The organism is Dysgonomonas sp. 216 (assembly GCF_010501065.1).
Classification (GTDB): domain Bacteria; phylum Bacteroidota; class Bacteroidia; order Bacteroidales; family Dysgonomonadaceae; genus QVMM01.
Map to the genome: position 1 here is coordinate 1 of NZ_QVMM01000034.1, position 7965 is coordinate 7965.

The window sequence follows — 7965 nt, forward strand, 5'->3', positions numbered from 1 at the left end:
CATCTCGTCCGAGACACTTAGTGGTATACTTTTCAATTACTAAGTGGACTACTTTTCAATTATATTATACAATATATATTCCGAGGCTTCTTCGGGTTTTGTTCCATATATGGTTCGAGCAAAGAAATCGACAATTTTATCGTTTTTTATTACAGAGTCGACAGGGAAATATTGAGCAAAATTGATTCTGTGTCCTAAGCGGAATAACGGGGGGATTTCGTTTTCTCCTTTTATAGAAGATATCAGTATGCTTTTTTGAGGTTTCAGAAATTTATTCATTTCCTGAATAATAATGCCACCTAAGGAGTAGCCTGCTAGTATAAAAGCTTCCTGTGTATTTATTTCTTTTGCCATACGGCGGCTGTAGGCTTCAATAGATTCATCTTCCGATGGGATCAGCCACTCAATGTACTGTCTTTTGTAGCCTTCTGGTAAGGTAATGCGATCGAAAACTTTACAATTGGCAGCTAGGCCGGGTATAAAATATATATTCATTTTTTATCTTTCTTTATATACGTAATAGCCCAATGCAGCTAACGGAATAGCCATGAGTCCTATATATAGACCGTTTATTTGAAGTACCTGAGGCGCAAGTATAATAACTATAATTATGCCTGCAAGCGCTCCGCCCAAGTGGGCAGCATGGCCAATGTTGCCTAATTGTTGTTTCATACCATATACCGAATAGGCTAGATATAATATACCGAATATCCATCCCGGTATTGCTATCGGAATGAAAAATATATATAGACCTAATTGGGGGAAAATGGCAATAGCCGCAAATAGTATACCCGATACTCCGCCGGAAGCTCCTATTGCGCTGTAATAAGGGTTGCGGCGATACATCCATAGGCTGAGAAGGTTTCCGATAAGTATGGCTGCAAAATATATGATAAGATAAGCACCTGTTCCCAGAGTTGCAATAATAACATTCGAAAAGAAATATAGGGTAAGCATATTAAATAAAAGATGCATTCCATCGCCATGTAAAAAAGCAGAGGTAAGAAGTCTGTCGAATTGTTTGCCTCTTAATATGGCGTCGGTATTGAATTTTCCTCTTTCGAAGAAGTTTCTGTTACTGAATCCGAAAAAGCTGGTTATGCAGGTTATTGCAATAATGGCAAGGGTTATTGGGTGTATTTGATCCATTTTTAATATTGTCAGTTTATTAATAATGCAAAAATATTATTTTATTATAAAAGATTGCCTGTTAATCTAAAATCTTTAGTTTTGTTGTCCGATAATTAAAATTGAGTATATATATATGAAAATAATAGATATAGGTGTAAATCTTATGCATCGGTCGTTTAACGTCGATCGGGAGCAGGTGATTGACGATGCAGCCTTTGAAGGTGTATCGCCATTGATATTGACAGGGACGAGTGTTCGTAATAGTATCGAAACAGTTAAATACTCGTCACGTTTTCCTGAAAAATTGTATTGTACGGTGGGTGTTCATCCTCACGATGCAAAAAGTTGTAACGATTCTACAATTGCAAAATTGCGTGATTTGGCTAAAAATAAATGTGTAGTGGCTATCGGAGAGTGTGGGTTGGATTATAATCGCGATTTTTCGCCTCGTGATATTCAGCGTAAGTGGTTCGACGCCCAAATCGACTTGGCATGTGAACTAAATATGCCTTTGTTTTTGCATGAGCGCGATGCTTTTAATGATTTTTCGGAAATGTTGGAGAATCGTAGGAAAGATGTTCCGGCAATGGTTGTTCATTGCTTTACAGGGAATGAAGCGGAGTTGGATAAATACCTCGAAATGGATTGTTATATTGGAATAACAGGTTGGATTTGTGACGAAAGAAGAGGGAAGCACTTGCTGAAGCTTGTGAAAAAGATTCCGGCAAACAGATTGATGATAGAAACTGATGCTCCGTTTTTGACTCCTCGGAATATGGAAGAGAAGCCTCGAGACGGACGTAACGAGCCTAAATATCTTGTTCATATACTGGACGAAATGGCATACTATCTGGGTAAGGATATAGAAGATTTGGCCGACGAAACATACCAGAATACTCGTAGGTTTTTCGGAATTTAATTTATATCGATCCCTGTTCGATAAGGGTAGCTATGCGCTCAATCATTTTATCCTCGCCTTCGGGGTCGTAACGGGTTTTCAGATTGTTACCAAACAGTTTTGCAAAAGTATTGTAGAATCCGGCTTTTAGTCCACCAACAAGTGATTTTACTATATCGTACGACGAAACATTGCATTCTCTGTCTATTAGTTTTACAAGTATTTTCCCTTGGTTTTTGGTTAGCTTTTTCATTTGAGGTTTATATTTGTCCATAATAAATTTTTGGACTTCCTCTAAGAATTTTTGACGCTCTTTTTCTGTTTCAAGCGTCATCATTATTTCGTAGCTCTCTATTATATTATTGGCAACATCTTTAGCGTATGGGAGGGTGCGTTTAACATCGCGTACAAGTTTGGAGTAGGCAATTCTTTCTTTTTCGTTTTTAAATTTCAAAGGACCAAATACAATGACATCGGGCAGATATCCTCGTAAAATAGTGTCATTTCCTGTTATTTCGGCAGTATAAAATACTTTTCTTTGTCTTTCGCGGATATTAGCCGATAGCAACAATGGAAAACAGATGACTATGGTTAAAAGTATTAATATTTTATTTTTCACTAACTCGCGATCTTATTGTATTCGATAGCTAAAATAATCAGAATAAAAATATAATGAGATATTTTGGGCGATATTATTGTGTTAAGTATAATTAAACGAAAAAGCCATTGGCGTTTCTCAAAAATTATTCTTATCTTTGCGTCCATTCTGAATATAGCACATAAAAGTGGGAAAGTTTAGTCTTTATAAAATACCGTTAAGAGGCCTTTCGGATGGCATTCATGAGTTTGAATATAAGCTTAGTAATGAGTTTTTTAAACTTGTGGCCGATGCCGATGCCGATTTGCAAAAGGGAAAGGTTGAGGTGAAGCTGTTGGTAAATCGTAAGTCCAATATGTTTGAGCTCAATTTTGCATTGGCGGGCGAAGTATTTGTTCCATGTGACAGATGCTTGGACGATGTAATTATTGAAGTAGCTTCCGATAATAAACTTATAGTTAAGTTTGGAAAAGAGTATTCGGAAGAAAGTGACGAAATTGTGATCATACCCGAAGATGACGGCGAAATAAATATTGCGTGGTTCTTATATGAGTTTGTCTCGTTAAGTATTCCGATGAAGCATGTTCATCCTCCCGGTAAGTGTAACAAAATGATGTCGTCTAAGTTAAATAAGCATAAGGCTGTGAGTGTTGAAGACGATGACGATTCGGACGATAGCGATATGGACGAAGATATTGCGGTTGATGATGTAGACGCAGAAGTTAGTGACCCTCGCTGGAATAAACTCAAAGATTTAAATATTGAAGAATAAATATAACAGAAACTAAATTATTAATAAAAAATGGCACATCCTAAACGAAGACAATCAAGCTCAAGGCAAGGAAAAAGAAGAACTCATGATAAAGCCGTAGCTCCAACGTTGGCTATTTGCTCAAACTGTGGCGCATGGCATGTGTTCCATACTGTTTGCGGAGAATGCGGACATTACAGAGGTAAATTAGCTATTGAAAAAGAAGCAGCTATTTAATCCCTGTTAAAGAGAAATAAAGCCCTAGAGAAACTCTTTAGGGTGTTTTATTTTTAAATCATAGTCTTTTTTTATAAATACAAAAAGCTATGATATTGTTGAATATAACAGAAAAACAATGATTCAAGCAGTAATTACGGGTATAGGGGCATATGTTCCCGAAGATGTAATCACGAATGAGGATTTATCGAAAATGGTTGAGACAAGTGACGAATGGATCATGTCTCGTGTTGGTATAAAAGAACGTCACGTTTTGAAAGGCGAAGGAAAAGGAACCTCAGTCATGGGAGGTAAAGCCGTAAAAATGTTGTTGGAAAAAACTAATACCAAACCCGAAGAAGTAGATCTTATAATTTGTGCAACAACAACTCCGGACTATCCTTTCCCGTCAACAGCAGCACTTGTGGCTGAAGCCTGTGGTATAAAAAATGCTTTTGGCTTTGACTTAAATGCAGCTTGTTCAGGATTTATATTCGCTTTAGAAGTTGGTTCAAACTTCATAAAATCAGGTAAATATAAAAAAGTAATAATAATAGGTGGTGATAAAATGACATCTATCACTAACTATGCTGACAGAACAACATGTACTCTTTTTGGTGATGCGGCCGGAGCTGTAATGCTTGAGCCTACAGACGAGAGTTATGGTATTATGGATACTATTTTGCATACCGATGGAGTTGGTATACCTCACTTAAGATTAAGTGGAGGTGGTTCGGCTCATCCTGCGTCGCAAGAAACGCTTGAAAAAAATATGCACTATATTTATCAGGAAGGGCAGGTTGTATTTAAACATGCTGTATCGCGTATGGCTGATGTGTCGGCCGAAATAATGGAACGTAATAACCTAACAAAAGACGATATTTCGTGGTTTGTGCCTCATCAGGCAAACAAACGTATCATTGATGCGGCTGCCAATCGTATGGGACTAACCGAAGATAAGGTTATGGTAAATATACAGAAATACGGAAACTCAAGTGCCGGAACTATTCCAATGTGTTTATGGGAATGGGAAGAAAAGTTGAAAAAAGGAGACAATGTTATTCTTGCAGCTTTTGGAGCCGGATTTACCTGGGGATCGGTATACTTGAAATGGGGATACACCAGAAGTGAACAATAAAGATTATTAGTTGCTTAACTATAATATAACGAAACGCACCTTTGTGAGGTGCGTTTTTTTATGCTACTTTTGTAAGCTAAAGTAAATCAGAATAAATGCATAAATCAGGATTTGTAAATATTGTAGGAAACCCCAATGTTGGGAAATCTACATTAATGAATGTGTTGGTAGGCGAAAAAATTTCGATAATTACCTCAAAGGCACAAACAACGCGGCACCGTATTCTCGGTATAGTGAATACCGATGAGTATCAGATTGTTTATTCCGATACGCCGGGGGTTTTGCGCCCCAATTATAAATTGCAAGAGTCGATGTTGAAATTTTCGGAATCGGCTTTAAGCGATGCCGATGTTTTGTTATATGTAACCGATGTAGTTGAAAAGACATCTAAAAATGAGGGGTTTATACGGAAAGTTCAGAATGTGAGCGCTCCGGTTTTACTCCTGATAAATAAAATCGATCAGACTAATCAAGAGGGGTTGGAGGCATTGGTTGAGGAGTGGCGTACACTTTTACCTAAAGCCGAAATTTATCCAATATCGGCTCTTAATAAATTCAATGTAGATGTTGTGAAAAAGCGCATTATGCAATTGATTCCTGAATCGCCTCCATATTTCGAAAAAGATGCTTTGACCGACCGTCCTGCACGTTTTTTCGTTACCGAAATAGTACGCGAAAAAATTCTTTTATATTATCAGAAGGAAATACCATACTCGGTTGAAGTTATTGTTGAAGAATTTAAGGAAGAGCAGGATATTATTAATATACGTGTGCTTATTATTGTGGAACGTGATACCCAGAAGGGTATTGTGATTGGTAATAAAGGTTTAGCTTTGAAAAAAGTGGGGGCAATGGCCCGTAAAGATATAGAACGTTTTTTCGATAAAAAAGTATTCCTTACGATGTATGTGAAAGTCGAAAAAGACTGGCGAAGCCGCGATAATTTGCTACGCCAATATGGTTACCGTCTCGATTAATTTTATAAGAAAAAGATAAAACATTATTACAGAATAAATAGTATCGAAAATGAAAAAATATTTATTAATTCTAAGCTTATCAGCAATTGGTTATATGGGATATTCTCAAGATAAAAAATTAAATATCGAGGCACTTGATGCTTCAAATCCGTTTGCAACGGAATTTAATACACCTAAAAATACGCCTCCTTTCGATTTGATAAAGGAAGAGCACTATATGCCTGCTTTTATAAGTGGAATGGCTCAACAGGCTACCGAAATAAATGCTATTGCAAATAGTTCACAATCACCAACATTTGAAAACACTGTTGTAGCTTTGGACGAAAGTGGAGAATTGCTCAATCGTGTTTCATCTGTCTTTTATTCGATGACAGGAGCTATGACTAACCCTAACTTGCAAGCTATAGCTGCTGATATATCGCCTAAAATGTCGGAACATAGCGATAATATTTATTTAAATGAGCAATTATTCAATCGTATAAAGGCTGTTTATGATAATATGAATGGCGATAATAAGTTGACTGTTGAAGATAAACGTCTTATTGATAAGTATTATAAAGCATTTGTGCGTTCGGGTATAATGCTTGACGAAACTAAAAAATCGAGATTAAGAGAGATAAATAAAGAGCTGGGATTGCTTTCTTTAAATTTCGGAAAGAATTTATTAGCCGAAACAAACAGCTTCGAACTGGTAATTGAGAACAGTAAAGATCTTTCGGGGCTTCCCTCCGATGTTATAGAGGTTGCGGCAGGTGCTGCTAAGACTAAAGGGTACGATGGTAAATGGGTTTTCACACTAAGTAAGCCTAGCTGGGTTCCTTTTCTGCAATATGCCGATAGCAGACAATTGCGCGAGGTGCTGTATAAAGCAATGTATAACCGGGGGAACAACGGAAACGAGCATGATAATAACGATATTATAAATAAGATTGTGAATTTGAGGCTCGAAAAAGCTAATATGCTTGGATATAAAACACATGCCGATTTTGTTTTAGCCGAGACAATGGCAAAAACTCCCGAAAATGTATCCAAACTGTTAAATAATTTGTGGGAATATGCTTTACCACAAGCCAAAAAAGAAAAAGAAGAACTCCAGAAGATGATCGATCGCGAAGGAGGACACTTTAAACTTGAATCGTGGGACTGGTGGTACTACACCGAAAAGCTTCGGAAAGAAAAGTATAATTTAGACGAAGAGGAAATCAAGCCTTATTTTATGATCGACAATGTTCGTGACGGAGCTTTTATGGTTGCTAACAAACTGTATGGTCTGAATTTTAAGGAACTTGATAATGTGCCTGTCTATCAGAAAGATGTAAAGGCTTTTGAGGTTACGGGTGGTGATGGTTCTTACATTGGGGTATTGTATCTGGATTATTTCCCCCGTGCCGAAAAACGTAATGGGGCGTGGATGGGAAGTTTCCGTAAACAACAGGTATATAAAGGTAAATATATAAATCCCATTATTTATAATGTAGGTAATTTTGCGTTACCAACCGAGGATAAGCCTTCGTTGCTAACATTGGAACATGTTACTACATTGTTTCATGAATTTGGGCACGCTTTGCACGGACTGCTATCCGATTGTAAATATAACGGATTGTCCGGGACTTCGGTTTCGCGCGATTTTGTAGAACTACCTTCGCAAATTTATGAGCATTGGGCACTTCATCCTGATGTATTGAAGATGTATGCAAAACATTACCAAACAGGTGAGGCTATCCCCGATGCCTTAATAAAGAAAATACAAGAGGCTTCGAATTTTAATAAGGGATTTGAAACAACCGAACTTGTAGCGGCTGCTATTCTTGATATGAAATGGCATACAATACAAGCTGATCAAACTTTAAAAGCCAGCGATTTCGAAGATCGTTCTATGAATGAAATAGGTTTAATACCCGAAATTATTGTAAGATATAAGAGTCCGTACTTTGCTCATATCTTTGATGGCGGATATTCGTCGGGATATTATAGCTATTTGTGGTCGGAAGTGTTGGATGCCGATGCATTTCAGGCGTTCGAAGAAAATGGTATATTTGACCCGAAAACAGCAAACCTATTCCGTGAGTTTGTTTTGTCGAAGGGAGGAAGCGAAGATCCGATGACCCTTTATAAGCGTTTCAGAGGAGCAGAGCCCAATCCTATTTATATGATAAAGAACAGAGGTTTTATTAAATAGATATCGATATACTGTCCCGTCCTAATATAGGTTGACAGGATTTATACTAAAATATAATAAGAATCGGTAGTCTTTAG

At 37.3% G+C, this 7965-nt stretch carries 9 protein-coding genes; 6 read left to right on the top strand and 3 right to left on the bottom strand.

Annotation, left to right across the window (positions count from 1 at the left end):
* Nucleotides 1-48 precede the first annotated feature (48 nt).
* The gene (locus tag D0T53_RS13220; protein WP_163268684.1) at nt 49-495 is read right to left on the bottom strand and encodes a hypothetical protein; all 447 of its coding nucleotides are present in this window, start codon (nt 493-495) and stop codon (nt 49-51) included.
* 3 nt (nt 496-498) lie between these two features.
* Nucleotides 499-1149 (bottom strand): rhomboid family intramembrane serine protease, encoded by a 651-nt coding sequence (locus D0T53_RS13225; protein ID WP_185153005.1) that lies wholly within the window; start codon nt 1147-1149, stop codon nt 499-501.
* Between the two features lie 115 nt (nt 1150-1264).
* Between D0T53_RS13225 and D0T53_RS13230 the strand changes: the two genes are divergently transcribed.
* Nucleotides 1265-2050 (top strand): TatD family hydrolase, encoded by a 786-nt coding sequence (locus tag D0T53_RS13230; RefSeq protein WP_163268686.1) that lies wholly within the window; start codon nt 1265-1267, stop codon nt 2048-2050.
* Between the two features lies 1 nt (nt 2051).
* On the opposite strand, the gene D0T53_RS13235 is transcribed toward D0T53_RS13230, so the two are convergent.
* On the bottom strand, nt 2052-2648 hold the full coding sequence (locus D0T53_RS13235) for a DUF4294 domain-containing protein (RefSeq protein WP_370457837.1): 597 nt from the start codon (nt 2646-2648) through the stop codon (nt 2052-2054).
* A 166-nt stretch (nt 2649-2814) separates the two neighbouring features.
* Between D0T53_RS13235 and D0T53_RS13240 the strand changes: the two genes are divergently transcribed.
* The 5 genes from D0T53_RS13240 to D0T53_RS13260 all read left to right on the top strand — a co-directional run bounded on the left by D0T53_RS13240 (nt 2815) and on the right by D0T53_RS13260 (nt 7888).
* Nucleotides 2815-3399 carry a DUF177 domain-containing protein gene (locus D0T53_RS13240; protein ID WP_163268688.1) on the top strand — a complete coding sequence of 195 codons (585 nt, stop codon included), beginning with the start codon at nt 2815-2817 and terminating at the stop codon, nt 3397-3399.
* 30 nt (nt 3400-3429) lie between these two features.
* The gene (rpmF, locus tag D0T53_RS13245; protein WP_163268690.1) at nt 3430-3615 is read left to right on the top strand and encodes a 50S ribosomal protein L32; all 186 of its coding nucleotides are present in this window, start codon (nt 3430-3432) and stop codon (nt 3613-3615) included.
* Nucleotides 3616-3733: 118 nt separating this feature from the next.
* A complete protein-coding gene (locus tag D0T53_RS13250) occupies nt 3734-4732 on the top strand; it encodes a beta-ketoacyl-ACP synthase III (RefSeq protein WP_163268692.1) in 999 nt (332 codons plus the stop codon).
* A gap of 95 nt (nt 4733-4827) precedes the next feature.
* Entirely contained in the window at nt 4828-5709 is an 882-nt protein-coding gene (gene era, locus D0T53_RS13255) for a GTPase Era (RefSeq protein WP_163268694.1), read from the top strand.
* A gap of 49 nt (nt 5710-5758) precedes the next feature.
* Nucleotides 5759-7888 carry a M3 family metallopeptidase gene (locus D0T53_RS13260; RefSeq protein WP_163268696.1) on the top strand — a complete coding sequence of 710 codons (2130 nt, stop codon included), beginning with the start codon at nt 5759-5761 and terminating at the stop codon, nt 7886-7888.
* Nucleotides 7889-7965: the final 77 nt, after the last annotated feature.

Excerpts from the sequence above, each read along its gene's own strand:
- D0T53_RS13250 (WP_163268692.1), top strand. The coding sequence starts at position 3,734 with ATGATTCAAGCAGTAATTACGGGTATAGGGGCATATGTTCCCGAAGAT.
- D0T53_RS13230 (WP_163268686.1), top strand. The coding sequence starts at position 1,265 with ATGAAAATAATAGATATAGGTGTAAATCTTATGCATCGGTCGTTTAAC.
- D0T53_RS13220 (WP_163268684.1), bottom strand. The coding sequence starts at position 495 with ATGAATATATATTTTATACCCGGCCTAGCTGCCAATTGTAAAGTTTTC.
- D0T53_RS13225 (WP_185153005.1), bottom strand. The coding sequence starts at position 1,149 with ATGGATCAAATACACCCAATAACCCTTGCCATTATTGCAATAACCTGC.
- rpmF (WP_163268690.1), top strand. The coding sequence starts at position 3,430 with ATGGCACATCCTAAACGAAGACAATCAAGCTCAAGGCAAGGAAAAAGA.
- era (WP_163268694.1), top strand. The coding sequence starts at position 4,828 with ATGCATAAATCAGGATTTGTAAATATTGTAGGAAACCCCAATGTTGGG.
- D0T53_RS13260 (WP_163268696.1), top strand. The coding sequence starts at position 5,759 with ATGAAAAAATATTTATTAATTCTAAGCTTATCAGCAATTGGTTATATG.